Source organism: Flavobacterium sp. GCM10022190, from assembly GCF_042656445.1.
Taxonomy (GTDB): domain Bacteria; phylum Bacteroidota; class Bacteroidia; order Flavobacteriales; family Flavobacteriaceae; genus Flavobacterium; species Flavobacterium nitratireducens.
Window position 1 is genome coordinate 20,104 of sequence record NZ_JBHSOQ010000003.1, and the last position, 26,148, is coordinate 46,251.

General features: G+C 31.9%; 29 protein-coding genes. 2 read left to right on the forward strand and 27 right to left on the reverse strand.

What is annotated here, in order from left to right; translation table 11 throughout:
* Positions 1-201: 201 nt before the first annotated feature.
* Both ACFPTQ_RS10375 and ACFPTQ_RS10380 read left to right on the forward strand, forming a co-directional pair.
* Positions 202-774, forward strand: coding sequence for a helix-turn-helix domain-containing protein (locus ACFPTQ_RS10375; RefSeq protein WP_379777258.1), 573 nt, complete (start codon positions 202-204; stop codon positions 772-774).
* The gene (locus tag ACFPTQ_RS10380; RefSeq protein ID WP_379777260.1) at positions 761-1,903 is read left to right on the forward strand and encodes a tyrosine-type recombinase/integrase; all 1,143 of its coding nucleotides are present in this window, start codon (positions 761-763) and stop codon (positions 1,901-1,903) included. Before ACFPTQ_RS10375 ends, ACFPTQ_RS10380 begins: the two co-directional genes overlap by 14 nt.
* Positions 1,904-2,031: 128 nt before the next feature.
* On the opposite strand, the gene ACFPTQ_RS10385 is transcribed toward ACFPTQ_RS10380, so the two are convergent.
* The 27 genes from ACFPTQ_RS10385 to ACFPTQ_RS10515 form a co-directional block, all read right to left on the reverse strand.
* Positions 2,032-2,373, reverse strand: a complete 342-nt coding sequence (locus tag ACFPTQ_RS10385) for a helix-turn-helix domain-containing protein (protein WP_379777262.1) — start codon at positions 2,371-2,373, stop codon at positions 2,032-2,034.
* Entirely contained in the window at positions 2,370-2,675 is a 306-nt protein-coding gene (locus tag ACFPTQ_RS10390) for a hypothetical protein (RefSeq protein WP_379777264.1), read from the reverse strand. Before ACFPTQ_RS10390 ends, ACFPTQ_RS10385 begins: the two co-directional genes overlap by 4 nt.
* Positions 2,676-2,684: 9 nt before the next feature.
* Positions 2,685-3,488: a hypothetical protein gene (locus ACFPTQ_RS10395; protein ID WP_379777266.1), complete on the reverse strand. Its 804-nt coding sequence runs from the start codon at positions 3,486-3,488 to the stop codon at positions 2,685-2,687.
* A gap of 22 nt (positions 3,489-3,510) precedes the next feature.
* Entirely contained in the window at positions 3,511-4,359 is an 849-nt protein-coding gene (gene traN / locus ACFPTQ_RS10400; protein ID WP_379777268.1) for a conjugative transposon protein TraN, read from the reverse strand.
* 11 nt (positions 4,360-4,370) lie between these two features.
* Positions 4,371-5,675 carry a conjugative transposon protein TraM gene (gene traM / locus ACFPTQ_RS10405; protein ID WP_379777270.1) on the reverse strand — a complete coding sequence of 435 codons (1,305 nt, stop codon included), beginning with the start codon at positions 5,673-5,675 and terminating at the stop codon, positions 4,371-4,373.
* Positions 5,662-6,174, reverse strand: coding sequence for a hypothetical protein (locus ACFPTQ_RS10410; RefSeq protein WP_379777272.1), 513 nt, complete (start codon positions 6,172-6,174; stop codon positions 5,662-5,664). The genes traM and ACFPTQ_RS10410 overlap by 14 nt, the downstream gene beginning before the upstream one ends.
* A gap of 13 nt (positions 6,175-6,187) precedes the next feature.
* Positions 6,188-6,808 carry a conjugative transposon protein TraK gene (traK, locus tag ACFPTQ_RS10415; protein ID WP_379777984.1) on the reverse strand — a complete coding sequence of 207 codons (621 nt, stop codon included), beginning with the start codon at positions 6,806-6,808 and terminating at the stop codon, positions 6,188-6,190.
* 21 nt (positions 6,809-6,829) lie between these two features.
* Positions 6,830-8,026: a conjugative transposon protein TraJ gene (gene traJ / locus ACFPTQ_RS10420; protein WP_379777274.1), complete on the reverse strand. Its 1,197-nt coding sequence runs from the start codon at positions 8,024-8,026 to the stop codon at positions 6,830-6,832.
* A gap of 12 nt (positions 8,027-8,038) precedes the next feature.
* Complete coding sequence (locus ACFPTQ_RS10425; protein ID WP_379777276.1) at positions 8,039-8,674, reverse strand: TerB family tellurite resistance protein; 636 nt, start codon at positions 8,672-8,674, stop codon at positions 8,039-8,041.
* Between the two features lie 2 nt (positions 8,675-8,676).
* Positions 8,677-9,300 (reverse strand): hypothetical protein, encoded by a 624-nt coding sequence (locus ACFPTQ_RS10430; RefSeq protein ID WP_379777278.1) that lies wholly within the window; start codon positions 9,298-9,300, stop codon positions 8,677-8,679.
* An 11-nt stretch (positions 9,301-9,311) separates the two neighbouring features.
* Positions 9,312-10,004 carry a conjugal transfer protein TraI gene (locus ACFPTQ_RS10435; protein WP_379777280.1) on the reverse strand — a complete coding sequence of 231 codons (693 nt, stop codon included), beginning with the start codon at positions 10,002-10,004 and terminating at the stop codon, positions 9,312-9,314.
* 6 nt (positions 10,005-10,010) lie between these two features.
* Positions 10,011-12,482: a TraG family conjugative transposon ATPase gene (locus ACFPTQ_RS10440; RefSeq protein WP_379777282.1), complete on the reverse strand. Its 2,472-nt coding sequence runs from the start codon at positions 12,480-12,482 to the stop codon at positions 10,011-10,013.
* A gap of 26 nt (positions 12,483-12,508) precedes the next feature.
* Positions 12,509-12,823 (reverse strand): DUF4133 domain-containing protein, encoded by a 315-nt coding sequence (locus ACFPTQ_RS10445; RefSeq protein ID WP_379777284.1) that lies wholly within the window; start codon positions 12,821-12,823, stop codon positions 12,509-12,511.
* Positions 12,824-12,876: 53 nt separating this feature from the next.
* On the reverse strand, positions 12,877-13,203 hold the full coding sequence (locus ACFPTQ_RS10450) for a DUF4134 domain-containing protein (protein WP_379777286.1): 327 nt from the start codon (positions 13,201-13,203) through the stop codon (positions 12,877-12,879).
* Positions 13,204-13,363: 160 nt separating this feature from the next.
* Positions 13,364-13,651, reverse strand: a complete 288-nt coding sequence (locus tag ACFPTQ_RS10455) for a hypothetical protein (RefSeq protein ID WP_379777288.1) — start codon at positions 13,649-13,651, stop codon at positions 13,364-13,366.
* Positions 13,652-14,130: 479 nt separating this feature from the next.
* Positions 14,131-15,144, reverse strand: coding sequence for a type II toxin-antitoxin system HipA family toxin (locus tag ACFPTQ_RS10460; RefSeq protein WP_379777290.1), 1,014 nt, complete (start codon positions 15,142-15,144; stop codon positions 14,131-14,133).
* Positions 15,145-15,160: 16 nt separating this feature from the next.
* Entirely contained in the window at positions 15,161-15,493 is a 333-nt protein-coding gene (locus tag ACFPTQ_RS10465; RefSeq protein WP_379777292.1) for a HipA N-terminal domain-containing protein, read from the reverse strand.
* On the reverse strand, positions 15,490-15,693 hold the full coding sequence (locus ACFPTQ_RS10470) for a helix-turn-helix domain-containing protein (protein ID WP_379777294.1): 204 nt from the start codon (positions 15,691-15,693) through the stop codon (positions 15,490-15,492). Before ACFPTQ_RS10470 ends, ACFPTQ_RS10465 begins: the two co-directional genes overlap by 4 nt.
* Before the next feature lie 261 nt (positions 15,694-15,954).
* A complete protein-coding gene (locus tag ACFPTQ_RS10475; protein ID WP_379777296.1) occupies positions 15,955-16,206 on the reverse strand; it encodes a hypothetical protein in 252 nt (83 codons plus the stop codon).
* A gap of 32 nt (positions 16,207-16,238) precedes the next feature.
* Positions 16,239-19,445 (reverse strand): tetratricopeptide repeat protein, encoded by a 3,207-nt coding sequence (locus tag ACFPTQ_RS10480; protein ID WP_379777298.1) that lies wholly within the window; start codon positions 19,443-19,445, stop codon positions 16,239-16,241.
* Between the two features lie 7 nt (positions 19,446-19,452).
* Positions 19,453-19,854 (reverse strand): hypothetical protein, encoded by a 402-nt coding sequence (locus tag ACFPTQ_RS10485; protein WP_379777300.1) that lies wholly within the window; start codon positions 19,852-19,854, stop codon positions 19,453-19,455.
* A gap of 47 nt (positions 19,855-19,901) precedes the next feature.
* Positions 19,902-20,921, reverse strand: coding sequence for a hypothetical protein (locus ACFPTQ_RS10490; protein ID WP_379777302.1), 1,020 nt, complete (start codon positions 20,919-20,921; stop codon positions 19,902-19,904).
* Between the two features lie 2 nt (positions 20,922-20,923).
* Entirely contained in the window at positions 20,924-21,949 is a 1,026-nt protein-coding gene (locus tag ACFPTQ_RS10495; RefSeq protein WP_379777304.1) for a PDDEXK nuclease domain-containing protein, read from the reverse strand.
* A 343-nt stretch (positions 21,950-22,292) separates the two neighbouring features.
* Complete coding sequence (locus ACFPTQ_RS10500; protein WP_379777306.1) at positions 22,293-22,757, reverse strand: hypothetical protein; 465 nt, start codon at positions 22,755-22,757, stop codon at positions 22,293-22,295.
* Positions 22,758-22,901: 144 nt separating this feature from the next.
* Entirely contained in the window at positions 22,902-23,873 is a 972-nt protein-coding gene (locus ACFPTQ_RS10505; protein WP_379777308.1) for an SDH family Clp fold serine proteinase, read from the reverse strand.
* 161 nt (positions 23,874-24,034) lie between these two features.
* On the reverse strand, positions 24,035-24,805 hold the full coding sequence (locus tag ACFPTQ_RS10510) for a phospholipase D family protein (protein WP_379777310.1): 771 nt from the start codon (positions 24,803-24,805) through the stop codon (positions 24,035-24,037).
* Positions 24,806-25,044: 239 nt separating this feature from the next.
* On the reverse strand, positions 25,045-26,025 hold the full coding sequence (locus tag ACFPTQ_RS10515; RefSeq protein ID WP_379777312.1) for a toll/interleukin-1 receptor domain-containing protein: 981 nt from the start codon (positions 26,023-26,025) through the stop codon (positions 25,045-25,047).
* Between the last annotated feature and the right edge of the window lie 123 nt (positions 26,026-26,148).

A 26,148-nucleotide genomic window follows, 5' to 3' on the forward strand; every position in this document is an offset into this window, starting at 1 on the left:
TAAACGAGTTAAAGCAATCACAATTAACACTTTAGCTCGTTTTTTATTTCTATTAACTTATCGTTTTAAAGCGTTGGTTTGATTAAATTTGTACCTCATTTGTACCTTAAAACTTAAGATACAAAAAAATATTTTTTTTGGCCAATTTATGGCACATATAGACACACATAGACACAATGGGACATTTTAAGTCACATCACTATGAGTTCAAACATTAAAATTACACGCATTTGTGAGTTCTGTAACAATGAGTTCACAGCACGAACAACAAAAACACGCTTTTGCTCATTAAAATGCAGTAGCAAAAATTACAAATCAAAAGTTAAACAAGCTAAAATTTCAGCTAGCAATAAGGAAACAGAAATTAAGAAGAACCCGCTACTTGAAGTAATAAAATCGAAAGATTTTCTCAGTGTAAACCAAGCAAGTGAATTACTTGGCATAAGCAAGAGAACCATTTACCGAATTATTGCTAGAGGAGAATTAGATATTGCAAAATTTGGTTCAAGAACAGTCATAAGACGATCTGATTTAGATACTTTTTTCTCCCTCCCCTTAGATCAATCGATACTGCGTCCAGTACAGGAATTCCCTGGATTGGAAAATTGCTATACTATAACTCAAATTCAGCAAAAATTTGGAATTTCCTCAGGAGCATTATATATGCTTATCCAAAGACATAGCATTTCTAAATATGCTGTGGGTAAATTTAATTATGTTGCTAAAAGAGATATCGATTTAATATTTAATACAAAAAGCCATGGGAAAGAGTAATGTAACATTGAGGCAAAAAGAGATTGCAAATGGTAGAATATCTCTATATTTAGATTTCTACCCTCCTATTTTAAATTCAAAAACAAACAAATATTCACGAAGGGAGTTTTTAAAAATATATCTGTATAAAAAACCTAGAGATCAAATTCAAAAAACAGCAAACATCGAAAACCTTCGTACCGCACAATTACTTCATTTAAAAAAACAAAATGAACTTAATAAAGAGGATATCTATACGCAATGGGAAAAAGAACAATTACAAATACAAGCCATTGGCGAGGAATCTTTCTTAACTTATTTTAAAAATCTGAGAGATAAAAAATCAGGAGCTAATTACAATATTTGGTACAGTGCTATTGTTCATTTTGAAACTTTTTTAAATGGAGAGGATTTGCAATTTAAAAATGTCTCTATATCCTTGATAGAAGATTATAAAGATTATTTACTAAAGGCTAAAAACTTAAGGGGTAATGGTAATAAAATAGCAAAAAATACTGCTTTGTCGTATTACAATAAAATCAAAACTACTTTGAAAAAAGCTTATAAAGAAGGAAAATTAAGAACAGACATCAACGCTTCAGTAGAATCTATTCCGGAACAGGAATCAAAACGAAATTTCCTTACTCTAGAGGAAGCAAAACAATTATTCAAAACCCCATGTTCTAAGGAAATAGTATATAGAATTTCAATGTTCTCTACACTAACCGGAATGAGGTATTCAGATATTGCAAAATTGAAATGGTCAGAAATTGAATATATCAAAAACGATGGTTACTATATTAGATTCACGCAAAAGAAAACTGAAGGTCATGAAACTATGCCAATATCAGATGATGCCTTTGCTATATTAGGAGCAAGGGGTGAAAATAAAAATAAGGTATTCCCTAATCTAAAGAAATGGGACGTTGACAGAGTTTTACCCGTATGGATTGCAAAATCAGGAATTACTAAACACATTACTTTTCATTGTTTTAGACATACTTATGCCACGCTGCAACTAACATCGGGTACTGATTTATTTACTATTTCAAAAATGCTGGGGCACAAAAACATAAAAACAACTCAAATCTATGCGAAAATAATAGATAAGAAGAAAAGAGAAACTACTGCTAAAATAGATTTGAAATAGATGAACTTGTTAGTATATTCGGTAGTCATTACTTAATCTGACAGTAACAAAAAATGGGGCTAATTGCCCCATTTTATATACACTCAATTTCCAAATTACAACAACATTCTAACTCGAACAATATAACTTTATCTATCGTGATTTGAACTTAACTTCAAATCTACTTCTTTTTGTATCTCTGCAATAGTTTTAATTCTACCAGATTTAATCCATTCCAATAATTCTTCTTTGTAAAAATAAAGGCGTTTGCCTTGCTTATATACCGGTATTTCATTTTTACTTACTTTAGTATAAATCGTAGCTACAGACAAATTCAATAGCTTTGCAGCACCATCAATTGTAAGAAGCTCATCATTATTTCCCTCTCCTTCAATTGTGCTTTTAGATTTAAGAAGTTTCTCGATCTTTTCAATTTTAACACTTAATCTGCCAATAATTTTCGGTAGATCCTCAAAAGTAAATTGTTTCATAATTGGCTTGAATTATTCAAATTGATTAATTGAATCTTACTCCTTTGATTGTTCTTAAATGTTGGCTCATACTTAATATATCCATATTCATGAAGTTGTCTAACACACTTACTATATGTATTTGAACCAGAGATTTTTGCAATTTGCATAATCTCATAACTAAATGCCTCAATTGAATGGGTAAACTCCTTATCTATTTTAAATTGCAACAAAGCAGCATAGATAGCAATATGTGTAATACTGATTCTATTATCATTTTCTATTGCAATGAAAAAATTTGATAAGAAGTTTAAAGCATTCATCTGAATTATCTATATAGAATTAGGCTGTCTTCTTCGTCTTTTTTTTTCTTCTTTCGGGGCTTCCGGACCATCATCACCATCAGTAACTTTTTGTTTTTTACTATCCTGCTTTACTGATTTGGTTTCACTTTCGGAATGTTTCTCTTCTTTAGATTGTCGATTATCAATACGCTGCATATTGGTATCGTAAACATTGATAGTCTTGAATTGAGGGTTGGCTTCGATAAAAAGCTTTACTTCCTTTCCTTCGTTTAAAAAAGTAACCGACTGTCGATTCCCTTTTTTGATGGAATCCATCAAATCTTCTTTAAACTTGGGCGTTTCTAATTCTTTTATCGGATACTTAGATAAAGTCCCTTCTAAATCATAACCATAATTCTCATGGTATTGATTGATTTTAAAATTTCCAGCAGCGTCGGATTCTTTGAAGTCTAGCTGAACCCAGGAATTGTAAATTTGACCTTCTCTATTGGTTAAGTCTTTATTTACCGCTCTACCTTCCATCAAATTATAAGCTTCTTTCATAGTGATATTGCTTCCTTTATTGATGTAAAAAGTTTGCTCTAATGATTCCTTCGTATTTTCTTTAAACAATTCCATTTTATAGGAATTAAAAAAATACATATCACTTTGATCTGATTTTTTAAAATTCAAATTCACCCTGGCAACATCATTTCCATAATAAGCTTCATGATTAATACTAAAATTAGGTTCTTGTTGCTTCACTTTCTCTTTTAGTTCCCCTCCTAATGCCTCTCCAAAACCAGTATACTTTATCTGATCTTTGAGGTATTCAAAATTCTTCTCGTTCATAACTATTGATTTTAAATGATTACTATTCTAAAATTGGCAATACAGCCAATTGCATTAATTTCCTGTTCTTAACCTGAAGTTCAAAATGACGACCTCCCTGCTCTTCCATCAACTGAATAACCAGGTGTTTTTTATCGGGTATGGTAAATTTTGAAAAAGCAAACACTAAGGTATTCGCTGACTTACCTTCTATAGTTTTTGATTGATTGAAAATATATAATGGACAAATTTCCAGTTCCTGTGAAGCTGTTCGTTTCATTTTATTTTGATCTCGAATAAAAAATCGTAGTTGATTTATAGCATAACCAATCTTAGAATAATTTTCAATTTGAATTCTATAGTACAATACATCTTCATGAATAAACACTCCATCTAATCGAAATTCCATCCAATACTTCTTATCTCTTACATTGTATAATTTATCCTTAGCATAATACGCCAATTCTGCATAGCTATGTAATTGTTCTTCATTCTTCGCTTCAGTCGCGCCCAAATATTTAATTTCATCATTTTTGGAAGCTACCACCAAATTCAAGACTGGATTCTCTTCATCAAAATTTAAGATAAAAGAATAAAGCTGCCCATCTGAAGTAACTACCGTAAGATTGGTTTCTTTAAAATCTTCTTTAGCTGCTTTTAACTGAAGAATGTTTTCTACTCCTTTGGCTTTTTGGACTAGAAAATCATTGCTTCCCCTGTCTACACTCAATATCGCATAGGGAAACACAATATTGGTTGTTTTAGAATAAGCAATAGTTAAAGAGTCTAAGTTCACACTAAAAGGTTCTTTAATTTCCTTTTGTAATTGCCCAAATACATTATTCATAAAAAACAATGTGATCATAATTACCACTACATTCATCCTTTTCATCTTTCAATTATTTAGTTAGTATCATTTCTTTTTTGATTTTCATCGCGAATTAAAATTTGATAACCCGCTTTAATAGTTACTTTGATTAATTTTACTTTTTTACTTATAATGTTCTTAGCAGCCTCAATTCCCATTCCAGCTGCCTGAACACCCAAGGAATTATCCAGTGTACTTATCCCTAAAGTTTGCATAGAACGATCTGCCGACTCCTTTGCCACATCACGGCTGATAGCTCCGGGAATATAAATCCCCTCTATACCATCCAAATCATACACTGAAAGTTCAACTGGAAAAATGGAATTATTATACCTGATAGTAGTAATCTTAATAAGAAGTCGTTCTGCTTTTAATGAAGCTGTTCCAAAGAGAAACAAATCTTTTGGCAATAATACCCCATTGACAAAAATGGCTTGATTCAATCGTAATTTCACCGTAGATCCATTCACCAAAGTTTGGGTTTCATGTATAACTGCATCGATAGCATTTTGATTTGTACTTGAAGAAGGAGCTTCATCAAATGAATAAAAACCATTAGTATTAATTCTCCCTCTTGAAGAATTATCATTTTTATTTGCTTCTAAGAGCGTAATATTATCATTTTGAGCCATTGCATTTATACTGAAAATCTGTCCCTTATTCGCTTGGGATTGCTTTCGAAGCTTTTCTTGTACTCTCTCGGGATGCTGAATATCCAAAATACTCTCAAGCATTCCCGATAGTTTTTGCATCTCTGGATCTTCTGTATCAGGTGTATTAATCGATTGCATCATTTGTTCCAACCGGTCCACATCTTTTGAATATAACACTGAAGTATCAGTATCTTCATAATCAACATTTACTCTCCTTTCTCTTGATGGAGTTAATGGTTCATTAATCATCTTTTGCAAAGCTTCCAGTTTTGCATATACTTTTTCTTCATTAGCATCTTTATGAATTGTAGTATTTAGAGCTCCTCGTTGTTGTTTTACTTGATTTGCTCTATAATTTGACTTATCATCTGCAATTATGGAATCTCCGAAAAAAGTATCTTGTTTATAATTAGGATCATTCTTAATCATCTCATTCATTTTCAAAGAATCCAAAACCGCAGCATCATAATAACTCATTTTATCCAATACAGCTGTTTCTTCAAACTTCGGATTCGGTAATTCGACATTAAATCCTATTTCCAGTTGATTTTCTGTATTGTTAACTTCTGCTTTTCCACCACCCAAAACCCAAAATAACAGCGTAACAAAAGGCAGAATCAATAGCGGTATAATCAAAAACAATTTTCGCTGTCTTAGTTTTTGAAGCGATTTACTATTCGTTTCCATAATTTGATTTTTTAATTTTTAATTGATAAAACTTTTCTAAAACACTTAAACTATCCAACAATTTGCTACTAATTTGGCTTAGACTGTCTGACTTTTCACTTAGAGAATGAATCAGAGATAAACTATCTATTTCCATTCGCATACGATTTATTCTTTCTAATTCATTTTTGGCAACCATATTGTTTTTATCTGGTATATCATCATATTTAAAAATATCCACTGGTCTTATAATTGGTGTTAGAATAATCTTACCTGAGGTAGTTTCAGAAAAACTATTGCTTACTAGATAAGCACTGTAACCACAAAGACTACATATAAAAAAGCCCCAAATAATTTTTTGATTGCGATGGGATAATCTAGCTTGCTGCTTAGTCATCCATGACGCCCACTTGTCTTTAAAATATTGGTTAATCTGCTCCGAATAGTGCCATAAACCTACTGTTTGATTAGAATCAACTGATTCCTCCTTTGATTCTTTGCTTTTAAAAAACTCCTTCATAATTTATCACTTCTTATTTTCTGTTTTCAGTACTCAAATCCTGATTCTCAATGGTATTCCATTTCTCAATTAAAAATCCATGTGGATTATTATCACTTCTGGCGACATTGCGTAAATTCCCTTCAGTTACCAGACTTCGATGAACAATACTTGTAGCTCTGATAATATCCTGCTTGGCAAAACATTTGAAATAATAGGGATAAACATTCGTATCTACTAAAACGCTATCTATTGCGATAGTCTGACTAATATTTCCGGAAATGATTCCTGAATAATATCCTTTCTCTTTCAAATCATCATATATTCTCTTCGCGCTATTATCTGAGAGATATAAAGCCTTAGTCACATTACTTTTAATCACTTTATCATCGGGATCGAGTGTAAAGAAGAAATGATGAAAGCTTTTAACATGATCTCTTGCTTCCACTGGAATATTATCTTTCCTATCTGAAGAAAAGGCTTCTAAGGCTTTACCATTTGCTAGAATGTAAATCTTAGATTGCATTTGTGAAACCAAGCTGTAACTTTTAAAAAGAGCAAAACAACATATCACAATACAGCCTATTATTACCAACACAGAAAAAAGTCGTATCTGGCGAAAAGCAGTATCTATATTTTTCATTTTTCTAAACATCAAATTTAAATTTTAAGATTATCAGGAATTCCCCTTTAGCTTATCTCGCATATAGCTTTCCTTATCTCCAAAATAGGGAGAAGAAGATTGATCGGCAGACATACTTTGTGACATACGCCCCGCGGCATTCCCCATAGCATCAGCAGCCATTCCTACACCGGCAGAAGCAGTATTTACTACAGAGCCACTTGTAGTGCTAACCAAAGTCGTGACTTTTTGGGTTAAGGCTCCTCCTCCTCCGGCATGAACAATATAATTTGCAATGGATGGTACCGTAAAATAGCCTACAATTCCAATGATCATAAAGACCAAATAGGCCATATCGGTTCGGCTAAAAAAAGTATCACCATACTCATTGACCTGAGAAATATCGAGTTGCAGCATTTTCTCTTGTATTTTACCAATGATACTTCCAAATATATTGGCGACAGGTAACCAGAGAAAAATATTGATATAGCGTGCCAGCCAAACCGTAAGGGTATGTTGGAAACCATCAAAAACAGAAATACCAAATACTAATGGCCCTAAAATGGACAATACAACCAATTGAAAAGTTCGAAGCGTATCAATACAAAGGGAAGCCGCTTCAAAAAAGACTCTCAGTACTTCACTCAACCATTCTTTAACAGAATTGCGAAAATTATAGGAGGCTTTAGCCATAGCAAACTTGATATCACTTCCAATTCCATCTAAAAGACCTTCAGTTGAACTATCAGCTCCATCGTGTGTATATTTATACCAGCGTTCCTGATTACCACTTCCTGATTCTCCCACAAACATTTGCCAGGCATCGGTAGTTTTAATTGCTTCTTCCTTTTTCTTTAAAAGCACTTCTATTGCTTTATTGGATCCTTCAACCATTGCAGCTGTTGCTGTCACAGTTGGTTTCATAATTCCATTAATCATATACAGAACAGATGGAAAAATCATAATACAAAAACCAATTACAAAGGGACGAAACAAAGGATAAAAATCAACAGGTTCTGCATTGGCGATATGTCGCCATACTCTTGAACCGATATACCAGATAGTAGCAAAAGCGGCAATTCCCTGTCCTACTCCCAACAAATTATTACACAAGGGCATCATTTCATCATAAAGCAAATCAAGTACACTATGCAAGCCTTTCATATCATCCGATATACCTACTGCATAACCCGAATAGGACCAAAATGAAGTAAAGATAAAAAGGTATAAATAATTGATTTTAACTTTCATAATTACACTTATTTAATTTGTTACTTTATATAAATCCTTTATCGCATTTGCATCTTTTAACTCCTTGAAGCGTTGCATACTCAATACTGAAGTATTGTTGTTAAAACTTCTTAAGAAGAGTAATTTATCCTGCATATCTGCAAAAATTCTATCGATAGCTTCTAAGCGCTCATCATCAGACATTCGAAGTTTATTGGCAGTCACCACCATCATGAGTTCATCAATATTTCGTAAACTCCCCTGGAATAAATTACCATAGACACTTTCGATATATTGCAATTCTTTATCATTGAAAAAAGTACTCCCTTTAAAGCGTTTCAATGCCGCTTTGTATTCCTTCATTAAAAGCATTTGATAATTGATAATTTCTGAAATACGTTTGTATTTTTTGACAGTAGGACTCACCTGCATCAATCCATCTAAGAATGTTTTATGCAGACTAAAATTCCCTTGAGATAAATCTTTTATCGTATTGTAACCTCCATTGAGAATAATATATCCCTTTTTCATGTCTTGCAAAATCTGCTTGAACTGTGCCAGTTTCTCAATATTTAAAATGAGTTGCTGCAATTCCTGTGATTGAGCTGAAGTCTTTATTGGAAAAAGTATCCATAAAAAGACAATCCAAACCAACATCCTCTTTTTCATCATCACTCTTTTAAAATTCCATAAACGGCACTACTTTCATGCGCTTCTTTAACTTCCTGCCTTCTTGAAAAATGCAATCCTTTGAGTTGTTTTTTAAAACTTTGAAAAAAATGATAACTGTCTTCCATAGTAACATAAAGCTTGTCAATACGTTTCAATCGCTCATCATCCTTCATTTCAAGTTCCCCATTAGTAGTTACTTCAACTAATTCATTTAAAGTATCACTACAATCATTAATCAATCTATCCAAAACTCTTTTGATATACTCCAGCTCTTTGTTATTGAATAAATCAACTTCCTTTACATCACTAAAAAGGCTTTTATACTCCTTCATAATTTTCCATTGAAGATCAATTATTTCAGCAACTCTGATGTAATTCTTAATCCTTGGATTCACCACTTTCAAAGAATTGAGATAAACAGTATGCAAATTCAGTTCGCCTCTTTTTAAATCACCCACAGTGTTTAATCCTTTTCGGGCAATGGAATAACCTTTCTGTGCCGCATCAATGTATACTTGTAAAGCAACTATTTGCTGGAGTAATACTTTGATTGATTTAGATTGTGCAGAGATATTGTTTATTTGTCCTATAAAAAGAAACAAAAACAGTAGTATCTTTTTCATCACCTCAGAACTTAATTCAAAATAGAGTACAATTTTCTAATAACATCGACCTCATGTTTGGACTTTGCTCTTTGAAGACTAAGCATAACATTCTCTCTGTTGAATTGACTTAAGGCATCGTAGTTTTTATCCAACTGATCAGCAGCAGCATTGATAATTTCAAGTCTTTTGGCATCACTCATTTGGGTAGTAAAGGAATCCACAATTAAAAACAACTGATCCAGATTCTTTAAACTCTCATCGAGTATACCTGAATAGACACTTTGCATATAATCTAATTCAGAGGCACTAAAATGACGATCTTTCTGAAATAAAGACCAGGCCTTTTCATATTCCTTTACCAATCGAAGTTGTTTTTGGTACACCTCTTTTATGAGTCGATAATAACTGATGCTGGATTTTACTTTCATCAATTCATCATAATAATCCCGATACAAATCTCTTTGTTTTTGTGTCCAATTGGATATTTCCTCTAGTTTTAACTTGGATAGCACATTTTCAATTTTCTTTTGTGCATTCTGAAGCCATATCGTTTTATTCTGCAAGCGCTGAATTCTTAAATCGATGGCTTTAATCACTTTCTTTACTGCAAACCGTATTACTTCAATTATAGGTATAGCTGCATTTGCTCCTGCTGACCGCATTGGTGTAGTCAATAATAATAGACACAGCGTACAAACCAATATTTTTCTTTTCCCTTTCATCACCTTTCATTTAGATCCTTCTCTTATTTCATTTGCTAATGCCGCAATGCCTTTTTTAATATCTCCATCATACTTTTTAGCATATTGCTGCACCTTCACTTTTTCCGTTTCCTCTGTGGTATAAGCCAAATATTCTTCCAAGGAGACTTCTGTCCGATACACTTTGGACTGCATACCACCGAGAGAAATAAACACCTCCTTGTATTTCTTTTCCGGATCATTGGCTTTATTGACTGAAAGAACCAAAGCTTTTTCTTTCTCTGTCAATCCCAAAAGCTCCTGAATCTGATCGAATTTATTTTGATATTTACTCTGGTCCAATAGTATTTTACAATCACTATTATTGATAATGGCCTGTTTAACAACCGGAGAAGAAATGATATCTTCTACCTCCTGAGTAACTACAATGGCTTCTCCAAAAAACTTTCGAACTGTTTTAAATAAATACTTTATATATTCCGCCATACCTTCCTTTGCTATAGCTTTCCAGGCTTCCTCTATTAATATCATTTTACGAATACCTTTGAGCTTTCGCATCTTGCTAATAAAGACTTCCATAATGATAATAGTAACTACGGGAAACAGAATAGGATGGTCTTTAATATTGTCCAATTCAAAAACAATAAACCGCTCTTTCAATAACTTTAAATTCTCAGTAGCATTAAGCAAATAGTCAAATTCACCTCCCTTGTAATACGGACGTAAGACATACATAAAATTGTTGACATCAAAATCCTTATCCTTAACCTTATCTCCTTCTAAAACCTTTACAAAGTCTTCTTTCAAAAAATCATAGAAACTATTAAAACAGGGAAATATCGTAGTGTTTGATGCTAACTTTTCATAATACAATTGCAAGGCATTGGACAAAGCCACATATTCACTTCGATTAAAGCTTTCATCATCCTTTTTCCATAAGGCCAGTAATAATGTTTTAATGCTTTCCTTTTTCTCAGTATCCAGACTATCTCCTTCCCCAATATAGAACGGATTAAATCGAATAGGATTCTTTTCATCATAAGTAAAATAATAGCCTCCCACCATATCACAAAGCCCTTTGTAACTATGGCCAACATCCACTAAAACAACATGAGTTCCCTGTTCGTAATAGCTTCGAACCATATGGTTGGTAAAAAACGATTTTCCACTACCCGATGGTCCTAAAATAAACTTGTTCCTATTGGTGCAAATTCCATTTTTTACGGGTTCATCGCTAATATCAACATGAACAGGTTTTCCTGTGAGACGGTCTCCCAAACGAATTCCAAAGGGGCTCAAGGAAGACCGATAAGCCGTTTCCATATTCAAAAAACAAACCGCTTGTTCTGCAAAAGTGTCAAAGCAATCATTCATTGGAAAATCAGCTTCATTCCCCGGAATACCGGCCCAAAATATCTGGGCAGCTCCCACTGTTTCTTCTTTAGCAACGGCATCCATCTGCGCCAGAGCAGAAAATACTTTGTTCTTTATCTCTTTTATTTCTTCTTGATTTTCGCTCCAGGCCAAAACATTAAAATGCGCTTTTACAGCTAAACGTTGCTGGCTGATGCCTTCATTAAGAAAATCATTGGTGGCATCACGGGCAATACTGTTTTCACGGCTATAGGCGGAAAGTGATTGTAAGCGCAGCCGTTTACTTTCTAATTTTTGTAAAGTCTTCTGCGCATCCTCTATAAAGAGATATTGATTGTAAATATGATTACAAGACAACAATTGCCCTAAGGTTGAGGCAAAACCCACACTGAATTTGGTTTTATCAGTAGAATAGCGATCAAAGTTGATTCTGCTGCCACAAAAAGCCGGAAGATCAACCGCATCACCTAAAGTAAATAACTGGCAATGCTTCTCTCCTACTTGTATACCCTTTTCAAAGGATAGATCTTTGAACAGTGGTGGTGTTGCCTTATGGGATAAAAAACAATATTTTTCAATCAATCCTTGTTGACGGTTGTGGCTTTTGAGTTCCTCATTTTTCAAACGTCTCAGTTTTACAAAACCACTATCTTCTAAAATGCGTTTAAATTGCCCCGTAGAATCTACGAAATCCTGCAACAATTGCGGATCCAATGTTTGATCTGGAACTATACTACTTCGTATTAAATTCGAAAATAAAGAACTGGACACTTTTCTCCCTTTGGGTTTCTTAGTCAGAATGATATAACATTCATGATCCAAAAAAGGACGCTCATTAAAGAATCGCTCACTACTGCGACTGAGAAAACTGTTTTCCTCTTTATCAAAATTAGCTTGATACTTACTATCAATAAACCAATCCTGCTTATGAAAAACACAAAACTTGGGTAGTATTTTCACTGCCTTTAGCCAAGTTTGGTGAAAAGCTTCATATTCCTGATCTGATAAGGTAAATAGCTCCGGTAAATCAACCTGAAATACAATAGATATATCCCCTTGTTTTGACAAAATACAGTCATGCTGTACATCCATAATTGGTAAAATCGCCTCCATCTCTTTTTCCATCTTCCATCCTGTTTAAATCCTACCAATCATTTCATCATAAAAACCTTCCTACTGCGTGTCCGTACTGCTTTGGGTAATTGTTTTTTCGATAAGGCTTTCATCAAACCATGCTCCCCATATTGATGACTCATCTTATAGATTTTCACTACTAAAACAGTCCCTGAAACAACTATGATACCCATACAGATATAGGAAGGAATTTTCAAAATATAGAGTATGGCAAAAACAATCATCAAAACTACAATCCCCCCTCCTAAATACCAGATATACTGTGCTTTTAGCCCTTTAAACTCTATAGATTGATTAATCCCTTTGTTAATCTGATAGACACTGTTAGTCATCACTCATTCGCTTAAATATTATCGCAAAATCCATCCTTTTCTTTGTTCGAATATCAGACCCCGAAAAAGGATTGAATTACAGTAGCCACAACAACCAGAAAAACACAACTACCAAACCAAGCTGCCGCTACTTTTCCTGTATCAGGATCACCGGCATTCCATTTCTGATAGACTTTAACCGCTCCAATTAATCCTAAAATGGCTCCAATGGCATACATTAACTGCGTACCTGCATCAAAATAACTCCTCACCTTCTGATTGGCTTCATTGATTCCGGCAATACCATCCTGAGCATAGGCCGATAAAGAAATAACGAATACAAAAAGAAAAACGACTTTAATACAAACTGCTCTCACAAACTCCACATAACATTTTTTCATACCACTCCAATTTAAGTTTCAACTATTCCAAAAAAAGCGAAGGAAATACCGCTGTTGTATCACCTCAATCTCCTGTCACATCTAACCATACCGCACCGGGACAAACAGGGGTTATTCCTTCGCATTAAAATTTTATGTTTATGCGATGTAATTTCAAAAATTAATTCTGCTCCTTTGCACCCAAGACATCCAATTCCTTGATATCATCTGTTACCACATCAGTATCGTCGTGAAAATGCCTTTCTTTATAATCTTTTTGATAATTGGAATATTCCTCCTGATCCCTATTCCATTTACTTTCTAACCAACGAAATTTGAGTTTTCGTTTACCGCTTAGAAATTCTTTGAGCTCTGCATAGTAATAACAGACTCCAACAAATACATACCAAATAATCGTAAGTACAACAACTACTATCAAATAATCGTTCCATGAAATTCCTTTTAACATACCTCCTCATTTTTCGTTCTACATTCTGTTTCTCTTCTGAACAACATATTCTTAATGTCATATCTCCTTCAGTACATCACAAAGGAACAATTAGAATCTCCGCTGTACAAGTACAACTAAATAGTTGTACCCCTGTACCTCAGAATAAGTATGAATATAGATGTTGATTTTAGAGGAAAATAGATGATATTAAAAACAAGCCGAGGTACTACTTCCTTTCGGAAAAAGTACCTCGGTCGTTGCCCGACAAGCTTGTTTAGCTTGTGATAAGTTTTATTGTTTATTCCTCTTTTATTTCGACTTCACTATATTATGTCTACATAAAAGACGAATCAGAGACTTTTTAAAAGTATTTTGGAATTTTGAGGTATTCAGTTTAAACCGAAATAAGCAGTTCACTTTGTGCCGGAATACCCACCGAATATGGATTCACTCTAATTTGGATGTGTTTTTTATTATTTTCTTCAAACCACAGCACATCACCCTTTTGTCAACCGCTTCAATCGACCTTGATAAGACTGCAAATAATTCCGTTTAGTAGTAGCATCCAAAAATGAAGCGGCTACCATTTTTTCAACCAAATCAGATTTAGAAAACATCAATTCCATAATAGCTTGAAAATTCTTTTCACTAATTCCGGCCAGTTCCGCTAATTTGGCAAATTGTAAACCTATTTTGCCTTGAGCTAAATTTTTAGGTAATAAGCCATCGTCCAAAGCAAAATCTTTATCGTCAATATGAATACGACTATTAAGCAAATCATAAGCAGGACTCAAGCGATAGTCACCCATTGAAGTTTCAATAACCGAAAAATTTTTAAAATGAGCGTCTCCATTTGAAAAAAGATAATTAAACACCAATAATTTTAATAGCTTCGGAGCTTCTATTTTATAAGTTGGTAAATGGGTTTTCATCAACTCAAAAAGTTCTAAATAATTACCTAAATATTTGTAATCAGTACCATGTGTTTGCGGTGTTCGCTGTGCCAAAGAAGCAAAATCTTCCTGAGCTAATTTTGAACCATCAGTTTGAACATCAAATCGTTTAGTGATGTAGGCTGGAGTCCCATCTTGGAAAAAGATCATCGCGTTTTCAGCTGTTTCTATGCCATACAACTGACGAGCAATTTGCATGGTTAAATGCTCATTAGCAGGCATTTGATCGGGTTTCTTTCCCGCAGCAGGAATCGGCTTTAGTATATAGCTACCTTGCTCATTTTCAGCTATTAGCCGTAGTTTATTTTTTTCAAGAAGAACAGAAAATTTTTCCTGAACTCCAGATATAGACATTTGTCTTCGGTTTTCCTCAAACAGAGCATCTGTTTCGGCATTAGAAGAAGGAGAAAGATAAGGCAAAATATGATGCACTTTTTTACCTTGAAATACTCTGTTTAAAGCCGTTTTGCTATAGGTGTCAAAGCCACTGGCTAATGTGCCTGGGCAATGTGTAAAGGGCACTAAATCGAAATTGGTTACTATATCTTTTGCTTTCATAAATATCGACTGTACTTTATACTTTCTGTGCTATTTCAATAACGCGTACAGCGCCTATGCTGTCATTCTTGGCAGTAGTAAGTAACAAACCAAAATAGTCATTACGATCAATTTTATTTAATTTACAAACAAGCTGCTTGTTAGAACCTTCGGGTAGTAAATTATAAAAAAAAGGAAAAAGATACTCTGACTGATACTCCTGCTGCACTTTAGGTAAACCCAAACTAATTCCGGGTTTACTCCCATCGGCAAACCACGCATCATGATAACGAAAGCTAAACGAAGCATCATCATGCTGGGTTAAGATTCCAGCCTCTTCATTTTTAAATAATATTTTAGCACTTCTCATTTACCTATCGTTTTAACTTTTAAGCAAACTTCCATACCTAACACGTCGGCTACTTTTTGCAAGGTTAACAAAGTTGGGTTTCCTTTTCCGCTTTCCAGCTGTTTCAAGGTGCGTAAGCCAACACCTGATAGTTCTGCCAAGGTTTCTTGAGTCACTTGCAAAACTTCTCTACGTTCTTTGATGGTTTTTATGACTTCCATAAAGTGCATTATATAGCATTATTTAATACAAATATAAAATTATTTTTCTGTTTTATAACAAAAAGAGCGTTAAAAAGCACTATTTAGTACTTAAAAAACTATAAGCAGAATAAACACTTTAAAAAGTACAATAAAAAGCACTTTTTAAAACAAAAAGGAATAACTATGAAAATTTAATTTTTATACTAAAAAAAGATGCACTCCTGCTTCTTTTTTATCATTTCTTACTCTTTCTGGTTGTTCGTTATCTAAAAAGTTACTTTATCTGATTTTTTCCTTCAGCACTAATCCTTTCTTAATTTCAAATGGAATTATAATTGTCTCATCAATTTGTTTAATAACCTTAATTTTTCCTTCTGAAGTTTCTTCATAAATAACTCCTCCACTCATAAAAGTAATTGATAAACCTAGGTCTTTAGATTCTTTAATAGCTCTTTCCGAAGCCATTTTTCCAGCTTTAACCAAAGCATTTGTTTGTTGACTATCTTTTCTAAAAACTAATTTTGATTTCATAATATTTAGAGGCATTATGTTTGGCTTTACAGCTAAATTTTTACTTTATCAATATTAATTTCAAATTCAGTTTTTTTAGTTTTATTATCTAATTCAACATTTGTATAACCAAATTGGTTCGCAACCGAATTAAGAATGAATTTTCTTTGTTCATTATCTTCTAAAACTTTTGAATGATAAAAATGACTTTTTATTCCCATAATTGTTTGGGTAAAGAAAAATAATGAAATTTTATTATCTTCAAAAGCGCATAGATTACTTTTCTCTTCATAATCAGTATTAATTATAATCATCTCGTGAATATCATATTCATTTTTACTCATATGCAATGACTGAATATTATCTGTAAATACCTTCTCGTTTTTCGGAAGATATTTTCCTAATACCTCCTTCATCTCTCCCGAATAAAGATTGATCAAAACGACACAAGATTTTTCTAAAAATTCAAAAGAATCCAGTATTAAATTAGGGGATTCAGTGATAATTAAAATCAATGTAGTAGCTAACTTTTGGGCAATAATTTCATCTGAAAATGTATGTATTTCTAAATTAATCTTACCAGCAATAGAAACTACGAAAATCATCTCATCATTGATTTCCCTGACCGAAAACATAGGTAATTTATTTGAGAGCTTTCCAAAAATCATTAAAAGGTCTTCCTGATCCAACAAACCTCTTGATTGTTCTATTGCAATTCCTAAAACACTATAAGAAAAACGAGACCTACCCAAATTTTCAATTATTAATGTTATAATCTTTTTAAATAGTATCCTGCCTTTTTCTAAGTCAATTCTTTCGCAATAATCTATAAAAGTCAAAAAGGCATTCATTGGATTTTCAGATTTTCCTTCAGTCTCAAAATATCTTTTGAATAAACTTTTAAAATTAGATTCAACGGTTTCATCACTTGAATTATCTAAAATTAAGTTTGAAACATCATTGACGTTAATTCTTGCTGTTGTGTTTTGAATAAGTTGATTTATTAATTTATTAGCTTCTAAATGATTGCCCTCTTTATTATAAATATTAATTGCCTTGGAAATATTATATTGATATGATGCTGTAAATTCTTCAATTTTAGAATAAAACAAAGCACTTTCAACTAATGATTCAGCAGCTTTCAAAGATTCGTCCATCAACAAATAAGTATCAGCTTTCTCTCGTGACGCATTTGCTACGCCATAATAGTAATTTAATTCTTTATTGATAGCAATTGATTTATCTGCATATTCGATACTAGACTGATAATTACCTGTATCTCTCTCTATTGCGGATAAAATCCAATAGATACGTCCCTCATCTCTTTGCAAATTATATTCTCTACATTTTATTAAGGCTTCATCATATATCTTTTTTGCTTCTTCTAAATTTCCTTCATCTCTAATAACATTGCCATAATTGATTAAGTTTAAAATTACTTTATCTTTCATTTCATATTGTTGACAAAGTTTTATAGCCTTGTTTCCAAACTCTTTTGCTTTTTCATAGTTTCCTTTCTGTCTATAGATACTCGTTAAAGCATTCAACACAATAACTTCAATTGAAAATTCAGAAGCTTCTTGAATTAGTCCCAAAAGTTGTAAACCATATTTTTCAGCCTCATCTCGATACTCATTAATTTGACCTAAACAAGTTACTAAGTTTACTAGGCTACTCAACATACCAGTTTTATCTCCTAATTCCTCAAAAATTTCAAATGCTTCTTTGCAAGCTTTTGCTCCTTTTTCGTATTCTGATAAATCAACATATATTTTTGAAAGATTAACAAGAAGAGGAGCTTTAAATTTTTTTGAATCGCTTGATATTGTACTAAAAACATTATCTGCTATTTGTTTAGCTTCTTCAACGTTTCCGCATTCAATAAGATTCATTGCTTTATACATAAGAGCAAATGCGTAGAACTTTTTGTTTCCAGATTTTTTTAAATATTCTAAGGATTCATCAATGCAGGTAGTAGATTGCACTCTATTTCCCAATAAATGATGAACTTGACATAAATGATAATTCAAATAACCTTTATCAAGATCATTATTCACAAATCTCAATTTAGTCTCTAAAACTTTTAATGCAAAGCCTAATTCGCCCCAGCTTATTAAATTGGGAAAAACATCGAATAAATACTCTTCTACCTTTTCAGGAGCAATATCAAGAAGAAGATAAGTAGCTTGAATTATTTCTTCTTTTGATAAATAAAAAACACCAAGTTTTTCTTTGTAATGATTAATAATTCCTTTGCTATTTAGTTTATCATAAACAAATTCATAAAACGATGGGTGAAATAATTCTAGTTGCCCATTCCGATTATTAATAAGTGATGACATATTATCAATTTCATTGGACAAATCAATCATCGATAATGAAGCTAAAATTTCTCCAAGTTCTGTAATAGTAATACTAAAATAAGGCACAGTAATTAATGCCAATATTTCTTGTTGTGTAGAATTTAAGCCATTCCAAATTGAGTTTTGATAATCAACCAAGTTTTCAGGTAATGGTGACATCCTAAATTGCGAAAAATAAAAGAGATATAAGGGGTTTCCTTTAGATACTCGTATAATTTCATTGACTTCTAACTTCGATAGCGTGACTCCGTATAAAGTCAAAAATTCTTCGACTTCCTCATCTGAAAAAGCAGAATATTGATAAGGTATTATCCCAGATGATTCAAATAAATTTTTATTTCTTGAAACAAAAAGAAAATTATTATCAAATTTTGATAATGCAATTAATTTTGAAACTGTTTCTTTATCCTGTTCACAATCATCAATGACAAAAAAAAGATTTGATTTCTGTAAACAAATTTGTAACCATTCAAATGCTTCGCCAATATCTGTTAATTCTATAAGTTCTTCATTATTTGATAATCGTATTTTATTAACTAAATACGAAATTACTGATACAGCTGACTTATTTTTTACTGAGATATAAATGGGTGAATCTATTTTTTTTGAAATTTGATAAATCGCTGTTGTTTTTCCGATTCCTGGATTTCCAAATAATAAAATCTGTTTTTTTTCTTGTAATAGTGCTTCTATATTGCTTATTTCCGCATCTCTACAAATTAGTTTTTTGCTCTCAAATTCTTTTGATATAATATCAAAATAAACAAAAGAGTTTAACTCCTTTAGCTTATCTTGTTTTTCCTTTTTTAACAACGCTACAACCTCTGGAGAACTATGAAGCTCCATATTTCCAGCAATGTTATATATATTTTCAGCATTTTGTTCCTTTACGTTCATCTATGCTTTAATCTTTGTGAGGTTTATAGTCTCCTTGTATATTAAAAATATTTTTGCCAGCATTTTGAACGCCAATATTAAAACCTTTCTCGTTTTCAAATTCCATTTTAGATACCTTGGTTATTTGCTCTTGATTTTCTTCAATCCATTTTTTTACTTCATTATAAAGTTCTTCATTATATGATTCTCCTGAAACTTCTTCATAGCAATCTTCCACATCTCGAAATGGTTTGGAAGAATTTTTAGATTCTGTATTACAGATTGTTTCTATATATTTATCCGCATCTTCTTCTTTCTTAAAAAACTTACTGATTCTACTTTTTAATGTTGAAAAATCTAAGACTTTTTTTAAACCATCGTAGGTCGCACTTGCAATTACTTTTGAGGCTATTCCGGCTTTTTCTGCCATTAGGAATGCACATAGGGATGAAAATATAGTTTCCATTATCATATAAATTATTTCTTTAAATAGTTTTCTAATTCTTTTTGATCATTTTCAATTTGATTAATAATACGTTCTTCAGTATAAAAATCATCCGAAGGATAGTAACTATCAAATGATTCATAAGTTTCAAGTAAATAATCTTGTATTCTATTCGGATAGCCTTCTTTTGTGAAATCAAGAGCCAAATCGTCCATCTGTTTTAATCTTTCAAAAATTGTCAAGTTACATATGGCTTGTTTTACAAGTTCTACGTCAAAGTTTTTGCATAATTTTCCCTGTATATCCCCTAACCATAAATTATTCAATCTATTATAGGTTAATGGCAACAGTGTTTTCATTTCGGCAGATCTTCGTTGTGATATTTCTTCTACAGACTCTTTAGGTGGTTTAGACAATTTACTAGAATCAAACAACTTTTCTTCTTTTACAGCATTATAGCTCAACGCTGCTATACTATCAGCTATATCACTTTCTTTCGAAAAATTAAACTCCTTTTTTACAAAGTATTTTATACTCTGCTTTATTATTTTTTCTTTACTACCAATAACATATCCTATAGCAATACTTCCTGCTTTAGAATAGTTAGTTTTAAAATTTATATAATTCTGACCTAGAGTATCAATTTCCTTAAAATGTGTTTGTAACATAATTAAAGGAGTAACTCTATTTTTTAATTGCTTTGGAAGCATTCTATCAAGAAATCTATTTACTTCAGCAGAAATAGCTATTGTATATCCTCCAATATTATTTTCAATAAACTCTATATTTACAGCATCTCCATCATCATCCGATTTTGAAATCCAACCTAACAGAATATCCATAAATTTTTCTGCAGGCTCTTCATTTTGGAAAATAAAAGCCATTTGTACCGGAATCATTTCCTCTTGATTTTTTCCTTGTCTAAAAATGTATGATACACCTCTACAATCGGCTTTTGTAAATAAATCTGAAAACTCTATATCACCTACTAACATTAAAAATGGTTTTACACCATAATCAAATCCAATATTTGTAAAGTTATTTTCACTCATAATTAATTACTTTTTTCGTTATTTTCTCCCTTCCCTTCAAAACTCTCCAACTCCTTATTTACCTCATCTAATAATTGCTTTTCGGTTGGTAGGTAGAGTTCGTATTGACTCGCTATAATATGTTTTTCGTTTTCGGGTAGTGTGAATTTTACAACAGCATCATTTTTATGAGCACAAAGTAAAATTCCAATGGTTGGATTTTCATCCGGTAGTTTTTCGATGCGGTCATAATAATTGACATACATCTGCAACTGTCCAATATCTTGATGAGTAAGCTTGTGGGTTTTGATTTCGATAATAACAAAACTTCTTAAAATGCGATTATAGAATACTAAATCCACAAAAAATTCATCACCCTCGATATGGATTCTTTTTTGACGTGCTACAAAGGAAAAACCATTACCTAATTCTAAGAGAAAATCTTGTAAATGTGTGATAATTGCAGCTTCTAAATCTTTCTCATAATAGGATGCTTCCCTTTTTAATCCCAAAAACTCCAAATACATTGGGTCTTTGATAATTTCTTTGGCATCAGAAGGCTGTTTCTCGTTTTTAGCGACTGCCAAAACACTTTCTTTATCATTACTTAATAAAAGACGTTCGAATAAATTACTATATACTTGGCGTTCCAACTGTCGTGATGTCCAATTGTTTTTTATCGTTTCGGCGATGTAAAACTCTCTTTGTTCATCTTGTTCAAGCCGCATTAAAAGCTTATATTGTGTCCAACTCAATTGCGAACGCAGTGCGTTCGCAATTGGAAAAACACGATAAAACTGCCGACACAACTCGATTTGTCTTTTAGAAAAACCACTTCCAAACTCGGGTTCTAATTCATTGGATATATATTCTGTCAAATATTTTCCATAATCTGCACGGTCTTTTCCTTCTTGTTCTTCCTCAAAAATACGCTTACCAATATTCCAATACATTAATGTTCTCTGGTGGTCAACTGCACGAATCGCATTGTACCTAGATTGTGAAATAATGGACTTAATATCAGATAGAATAGATTGATTTATAAGCATTAGTAAGATTGTATAAAAGTTGCATTATTTAGAGTTTCTAAAAAACCAAATATACTATTATTTCTTACAAAAAAACTGAAAATAATAAAAAAAACAATCTATAGAATACAGCAGTACGATTCAAAAAAAACAGTCAACTTATACTATATTTATAAATTATATAATCCTATTTAAAAACCATCAATTTAACCATTCCCCTATCCCATTATTATAACTCTCTCCTTAAACAGTCCTTATCCCATATCTTGGACGGGATAAACAAGGTTTGTTTATATGCTTTTTTGTAAAAATTAGTTTTTTAATGATGTTGCGCAACAGCTACCACAGTTAGGTACAGAGATTTTTATTGTTTTGCTTCTTTAAGTAGTTCTTTTATTCGATCAATACGATTTTGCGTAATTTGCTTATCAAATTCCTCAGGCCAATAACGCTTCCCTTTTTCGAGTGAACTTATTATATATTCTGCATATCCACGTTTAATTGCATAATCATCTGCTGCATACTCACCTTCTTCATTCTTCGTCCAAGGATTAATCGCATGACCAATTTCGTGTAGGATAATTGAAACAGACTCAGATTGCGTAAATTTTCTAAGTGAATTAATGTCAATAGTAATAACTTTTGAACCATGTTCTATTGTTTTTCCAATATTAGTTTGAGATGCTGGAGAAAAAATAGGATTAAAATAAACTCCAATATCGGACAAAAATTTTAAGTCTTCTAAAGATAAAACTTTAACTAATTCTGAATATACGCCTAATTCAGATAATTCTGAAAGACCTTTTTCACTTAGTATTTGTGCATGCATTATTCCGGCTTTTTTAATATTTTCTTCAATCATTTTCGTGTAGTATTTTCTTCAATTACAGCTACAATATGTTGGCAATTTTGAAGTACAAAACTTCATTTAAACACAGAACCACCATTTTCTTATAGGTGCTGTTATATTCAATTATTCTTCATCTTTTTTCTTGTCAGTTATTATAAAGTCTCTTGGCGAACCTACAATTGCTAGTGATTTAGACTTAAATATCCCAATAATAATATTGACTTCATTAAGAAATTTATGAATCTCATTGCCAAATTTATACTCGTTGGTATTGACTTTAACTATGTCGCCTAGAAGATCTTTGGCTTCTTCTTTGTCAATCACAAAACTATGGTCTTTATATTCATAAACAAGTTTATGTGCAACTTCGTCGGCGGTCAATTTTAGCTCTTTGCCTGCTAATAATCTTATTGCATACTGTTGAGCTGATTCAGATACTCTTTCAAAATAACCAAGAATTCGTAAGTCAAGTTTTTCTTTCATAAAATCAGCAAACATTGGACTTGATTCAGGGTACTTACATACAATTTTTGCAATACTTTCTAATGAACTACTAATACCTAATGCAGGTAATCCTGCAAATTGTGGATCAATAGGCCCTAATTCACTCATTGGCCCCATGTGAATTTCATTACCTCCTAATGAAATGAGAGTTGCAGCAGATTTAGCTTTTCGAGGAATTGTCACAACAAATTTAGGAGACAATTCTTTACATGTTTTACTAATTAGATATGCTGGTTCAATTCGTCCTCCATGATTGTGTATGAGTAAAAGAATTGGTTTTATATTACCATCAGGAATAGCATTGTAAATTTTGTCCACCATTCCCTGTTCTATACTCGAGTTAGGTTCATATAGAAACAATAAATGATAAGCATCTGATATTCCGTTTCGTTTTGCAATTTCAAGTATGTGTTTATATAGAGTGGGCTTTAAGTCGTTAATTTCTTTGGCTCCTTGAATAATTTTTATCAAATCCATAAACTTGTCTGGATTTAATATTTTTTCCTCTTTCTTGGTTTCTACCTCAGGTACTACTGGAGCAGCATCGTCAATAACTTCTTCTACCTTTTCTACTTTCGTTGTCTTTGCCATATTGTGTTTTTGTTTATAATCATGTAAAATGTTAAGTCAGCTATAGGAAGTGCCATCTTGCAATAGCTTTTCAAATATAAAAATAATTCCTACACCAATACTATTAATTAACAAGTATTGTACTAAAAAAAAGGCATCTTGATATCTGCCCATTATATCTCTCAATTTATCGGTTCATCATATATTTCTCTCCCCCACAATTTAATATTTTTTTCTTGATGACCTGAATCATAAAATAAATTATTAAACTCCTCGATAATTTTAAAAACAGCATTGTTATCTGTAGTTCTTATCCTTGTTTCATAATTTTCTTTAGTTCCACTACTCGTAAAATTTAATGATCCCATATATACTATTTCATCATCAATAATGTATATTTTACTATGGATAAAAGTATTGTTGTTTCTATTTGATATTTCAGGAGAAACAAATACTTTAAAAGGAAATAACTGAGAATAGCGATAGCTATAAATCTGTTTATTATTTATTTTCCTTTGAAAATACTTTCTAATTACTATCAAAACAATAATAGGAATTAGACCGTATAAGAACTTTATTTCCTTAGAAAAATATGCTAATAAAAATATTGTGAATACAAAAGCTATATTTACATAATCCAAAATTTTAACAAGTTCAATCCATTTATTTCTAACTATTTCAGATCCTAAATCTTTAATTTGATGTTGTTGAATCAACTGGTTGATATTCTTCTCATAATGACCATAAAAATCTTCAATATTATCAGTTGTTACAAGTTGAATATTAGTTCCTTTTTTATGAAGATAAATTAATTGTTTTATTAAAAATGGTGATAGATATGGTGAAACAATTTTAACCGATTTCTTTGCATTTGAAATATCGTCAAGCAGTTTCTTTCCAGCCCCTTTTCCAATATAAATATCACAATTAGCTCCGTTGTAAAAAGTTCCCATAATATTATTTTACAGTTAAATTGTTTATCAAACAACTAAACTTGTTTGATAGTAAAAATCAAAAAAAGATACCTAAGTATCTTCTTTCTCTTTATCCCTTGTCCTCCAGCTGTCATTAAGCTTGCTGTCTTTTGCATGATCCACAAGCTTACCCATTAGCAGTAATCCTGTCAGCCACGTAGATATCGATTAATTTAATTGTTAGGTTGTGCAATAGCTACAGTTGTTCACAGTAGTTTTTACTTTTCATATCTTCCATAATAATCTTTCCAAACATTCGAACTCTCAATTGCTATCTTCTCATCAGTAATTTTATGTTTTTCATTAATTGTGAAAGGAGCATAAAAACAATAATCGCGTGTTTCAAAATCACATAATGAATCTGCCGTAAATCCCCATAGAATATATGGCAAATCTAGTTCATGATAATGATCTATTAAGAAAATCATCTCATATATTTCTTTGACTGTAGCTTTCTTTAGAATCCACTTTTTTGTTAGCTTAATCATCAAATTCATATCTGTTCCAGGTTCAAATTCTGGATTAAATGTAACATTTTTTGGTAGATTATACAGTTTTAAAAGTTCGTGCTTTTTCTTTTCGGCTAAATAATCGTCCCATTCAAGACCGCCAAAAGTATCATCTGCACAATACCATTCGTAATATGCTTCTTCAAAATGAACTAAATTTTTGAATCTAGTTTCAGTATCTAAAACATACTTCTTTCTCTCAAATTCATCACAAGATGTTAAAAACTTAACTTTTTCTTCAACTTCGTGGCGTTCAACAATTACTTCATCCGTTAATGTCAAAATTTTTGCAATGACAGTTTCAATATTGTTGTTAAGAATAGGTATTGAGACTTTATCGGCTAAGATTGGTGAAAGCTCATAAACTTCACTTTGAGATATATTTAACCAAATTGGCAATATAGTTTTTTGTTTACTAAATATTTCTTTGGTAATTAATCCGTTGAGTTCTTTTTTAGTCCATTCTTTTTTTAAAAAATTATGACTTATCACAACTAAACCATAATTTGATTTCTTAATACCGTTCGAGATTTCTTCAAATAATGAATCCCCAAACTTTAGTGTTAGTTCATCAAACCATACTTTGAAGCCCAATTTTATTAATTCTTCTGCCAGAGGTCTTACAAAAATTTCTTTGTCTTCAGAAGCATGACTAATAAAAAAGTCGTATTCTTTACTTTGATTTTGCATAGGCGGTTAAAAAATTACTGTTAACTACTATATAGCTCAAATAAAATTAGACCTATCACCCCAATTTAGGAAAGGTAGCTCTGACAATATTCAATTTTATTCTAACCAAATATAAAAATAATT

What these genes read in the sequence shown, in the direction of transcription:
- ACFPTQ_RS10455 (WP_379777288.1), bottom strand. Translation starts at nt 13,651, where the DNA reads ATGTTAAAAGGAATTTCATGGAACGATTATTTGATAGTAGTTGTTGTA.
- ACFPTQ_RS10390 (WP_379777264.1), bottom strand. Translation starts at nt 2,675, where the DNA reads ATGAATGCTTTAAACTTCTTATCAAATTTTTTCATTGCAATAGAAAAT.
- ACFPTQ_RS10480 (WP_379777298.1), bottom strand. Translation starts at nt 19,445, where the DNA reads ATGAACGTAAAGGAACAAAATGCTGAAAATATATATAACATTGCTGGA.
- traM (WP_379777270.1), bottom strand. Translation starts at nt 5,675, where the DNA reads ATGGAAACGAATAGTAAATCGCTTCAAAAACTAAGACAGCGAAAATTG.
- ACFPTQ_RS10500 (WP_379777306.1), bottom strand. Translation starts at nt 22,757, where the DNA reads ATGCATGCACAAATACTAAGTGAAAAAGGTCTTTCAGAATTATCTGAA.
- ACFPTQ_RS10485 (WP_379777300.1), bottom strand. Translation starts at nt 19,854, where the DNA reads ATGGCAGAAAAAGCCGGAATAGCCTCAAAAGTAATTGCAAGTGCGACC.
- ACFPTQ_RS10430 (WP_379777278.1), bottom strand. Translation starts at nt 9,300, where the DNA reads ATGAAAAAGATACTACTGTTTTTGTTTCTTTTTATAGGACAAATAAAC.
- ACFPTQ_RS10460 (WP_379777290.1), bottom strand. Translation starts at nt 15,144, where the DNA reads ATGAAAGCAAAAGATATAGTAACCAATTTCGATTTAGTGCCCTTTACA.
- ACFPTQ_RS10435 (WP_379777280.1), bottom strand. Translation starts at nt 10,004, where the DNA reads ATGAAAGGGAAAAGAAAAATATTGGTTTGTACGCTGTGTCTATTATTA.
- ACFPTQ_RS10515 (WP_379777312.1), bottom strand. Translation starts at nt 26,025, where the DNA reads ATGCAAAATCAAAGTAAAGAATACGACTTTTTTATTAGTCATGCTTCT.
- traN (WP_379777268.1), bottom strand. Translation starts at nt 4,359, where the DNA reads ATGAAAAGGATGAATGTAGTGGTAATTATGATCACATTGTTTTTTATG.
- ACFPTQ_RS10465 (WP_379777292.1), bottom strand. Translation starts at nt 15,493, where the DNA reads ATGAGAAGTGCTAAAATATTATTTAAAAATGAAGAGGCTGGAATCTTA.
- ACFPTQ_RS10495 (WP_379777304.1), bottom strand. Translation starts at nt 21,949, where the DNA reads ATGCTTATAAATCAATCTATTCTATCTGATATTAAGTCCATTATTTCA.
- ACFPTQ_RS10505 (WP_379777308.1), bottom strand. Translation starts at nt 23,873, where the DNA reads ATGGCAAAGACAACGAAAGTAGAAAAGGTAGAAGAAGTTATTGACGAT.
- ACFPTQ_RS10380 (WP_379777260.1), top strand. Translation starts at nt 761, where the DNA reads ATGGGAAAGAGTAATGTAACATTGAGGCAAAAAGAGATTGCAAATGGT.
- ACFPTQ_RS10470 (WP_379777294.1), bottom strand. Translation starts at nt 15,693, where the DNA reads ATGGAAGTCATAAAAACCATCAAAGAACGTAGAGAAGTTTTGCAAGTG.
- ACFPTQ_RS10425 (WP_379777276.1), bottom strand. Translation starts at nt 8,674, where the DNA reads ATGAAAAAGAGGATGTTGGTTTGGATTGTCTTTTTATGGATACTTTTT.
- ACFPTQ_RS10510 (WP_379777310.1), bottom strand. Translation starts at nt 24,805, where the DNA reads ATGGGAACTTTTTACAACGGAGCTAATTGTGATATTTATATTGGAAAA.
- ACFPTQ_RS10385 (WP_379777262.1), bottom strand. Translation starts at nt 2,373, where the DNA reads ATGAAACAATTTACTTTTGAGGATCTACCGAAAATTATTGGCAGATTA.
- ACFPTQ_RS10440 (WP_379777282.1), bottom strand. Translation starts at nt 12,482, where the DNA reads ATGGAAAAAGAGATGGAGGCGATTTTACCAATTATGGATGTACAGCAT.
- traJ (WP_379777274.1), bottom strand. Translation starts at nt 8,026, where the DNA reads ATGAAAGTTAAAATCAATTATTTATACCTTTTTATCTTTACTTCATTT.
- traK (WP_379777984.1), bottom strand. Translation starts at nt 6,808, where the DNA reads ATGTTTAGAAAAATGAAAAATATAGATACTGCTTTTCGCCAGATACGA.
- ACFPTQ_RS10475 (WP_379777296.1), bottom strand. Translation starts at nt 16,206, where the DNA reads ATGAAATCAAAATTAGTTTTTAGAAAAGATAGTCAACAAACAAATGCT.
- ACFPTQ_RS10375 (WP_379777258.1), top strand. Translation starts at nt 202, where the DNA reads ATGAGTTCAAACATTAAAATTACACGCATTTGTGAGTTCTGTAACAAT.
- ACFPTQ_RS10445 (WP_379777284.1), bottom strand. Translation starts at nt 12,823, where the DNA reads ATGACTAACAGTGTCTATCAGATTAACAAAGGGATTAATCAATCTATA.
- ACFPTQ_RS10490 (WP_379777302.1), bottom strand. Translation starts at nt 20,921, where the DNA reads ATGAGTGAAAATAACTTTACAAATATTGGATTTGATTATGGTGTAAAA.
- ACFPTQ_RS10450 (WP_379777286.1), bottom strand. Translation starts at nt 13,203, where the DNA reads ATGAAAAAATGTTATGTGGAGTTTGTGAGAGCAGTTTGTATTAAAGTC.
- ACFPTQ_RS10395 (WP_379777266.1), bottom strand. Translation starts at nt 3,488, where the DNA reads ATGAACGAGAAGAATTTTGAATACCTCAAAGATCAGATAAAGTATACT.
- ACFPTQ_RS10410 (WP_379777272.1), bottom strand. Translation starts at nt 6,174, where the DNA reads ATGAAGGAGTTTTTTAAAAGCAAAGAATCAAAGGAGGAATCAGTTGAT.